General features: G+C 42.3%; 1 pseudogene. It reads left to right on the top strand.

What is annotated here, in order from left to right:
* A pseudogene (locus PVV69_RS09720) lies at positions 1-1,871 on the top strand (hypothetical protein); the annotation flags it as partial.

The following is a 1,871-nucleotide window of genomic DNA, read 5'->3' as shown; positions in this document are numbered from 1 at the left end:
CCAAGCTTCAAGGTAAAAACAGTCAAGGATGATGGGAGTGACGTTGAAGAGCAAAGCTATGAAAGTGTCTCTGCTGCGTTTGAAGGAGTTGGTACATCTTTTACGAATATCCATAAAGAGCTTAAGAATGAGATTACGAAAGTTGTAGGAGACAGTCTTGTTAAGCAAGATGCAGAGAGCAAGGTTATCAAGATAGGAGCGGAAAAGGGCGGTACCAGCATTAACATTGCCAATAGTGGAGATGCGGCGCGGAGCCTTTTAGGGGTAAAAGCAGGATTGCTTACAGAAGACTCGACAGAAGCAGTGAATGGCGCACAGCTTTATTCGATGAGTAATACGCTTGCGAGCTATTTAGGTGGTGGTGCTGGCTATAAGGAAGGAAAATGGAGTGCTCCAAGCTTTAAGGTTAACACTATCAGTGAAGATGGTAGCAAAGTTGAAGAGAAGAGCTATGATGATGTAGTGAAAGCCTTTGCTGGTGTAGGAAGTTCATTTACGAATATCCATAAAGAGCTTAAGAATGAGATTACAAAAGTTGTAGGAGACAGTCTTGTTAAGCAAGATGAGGAGACACGTGTCATTGCGGTTGGAGGTGAAAAGAGCGGCACAGAAGTTACTTTTGCAAATGTTGATCATGCAGCACGGACCCTCACAGGTGTGAAGGCAGGAAAGCTTTCAGATGTATCGACAGAAGCGGTAAATGGCTCTCAACTTTATTCATTGCATCAGAGGTTAGCGAGTTATTTGGGAGGTGGTGCAAGTTATGAAAATGACACATGGACAGCACCAAGCTTTAAGATAGTGAGCTTCAAAGAAGATGGAAGTTCTGAGGAGACGATTTATGATAATGTTGCAGCCGCCTTTGCTGGTGTTAATAATTCTTTCACGAAGCTTCAACATGATCTTTCAGACAACATAGCGCAGAATGCATTGTTGTGGAGTGATGATGAGAAAGCGTTTGTAGCAGTTCATGGCAAAGGAGATGGTAAGCATAATAGTAAGCTTAGCCACCTTGTTGACGGGGACATTTCGGCAGGTTCGACAGAAGCGATCACCGGTAACCAACTTTATCAGCTGGATCAGACGTTAGCGCTGTATTTAGGAGGTGGAGCGAAGTATGAGAATGGTCAATGGACAGGTCCTCAGTTCCAAGTAAGGCAGTTTAAGAGCGATGGAAGTTCTGATGATAGTAAGAGCTATGATAACGTAGCTGGTGCGTTTGAAGGAGTTAATGGAAGTCTCTCTGGTATGAATGATCGTATTAATAATGTAGCGCAGAATGTATCGTCGAACGGCTTAAATTGGAATGAAGAATTAGGGAGTTATGATGGTCGTCACAATGGGGTTGATAGTAAGATTACGCATGTAGCGGATGGAGATGTATCGGAAGGCTCGAAGGAAGTTGTTAATGGAGGCCAACTTTGGGAGACGAATAAGAAAGTTGAAGCTGTTGAGGAGCGTGTAGAGAATATAGATCAACAAGTACAAGCGATTGAAAATACGTTTACGAATGATGTGGTTAAGTATGATAAAGGAGAAGATGGCAAGAAGACGAATAAAATCACGTTGGTTGGTGGTAATGAGAGTGATCCAGTATTGATAGAGAATGTAGGTGATGGTCGTATAGAAAGTGGTTCGAAAGAAGCAGTTAATGGAGGTCAATTGCATGATTACACGGACCAACAGATGAAGATCGTTCTTGATGATGCGAAGAAATATACGGATGATCGTGTGAATGATATAGTAAGCAATGGTGTTAATGAGTCCAAAGCCTATACAGATATGAAGTTTGAAACATTAAATTATGCAGTTGAGGATGTTCGCAAAGAAGCCAGACAAGCGGCGGCTATTGGTTTAGCTGTATCGAATTT

The sequence above is a fragment of the Bartonella sp. MM73XJBT genome (assembly GCF_028618465.1).
Taxonomy (GTDB): domain Bacteria; phylum Pseudomonadota; class Alphaproteobacteria; order Rhizobiales; family Rhizobiaceae; genus Bartonella.
Note: the sequence above shows the minus strand (reverse complement) of the source record. Positions and strands in the feature narration are given on the sequence as shown.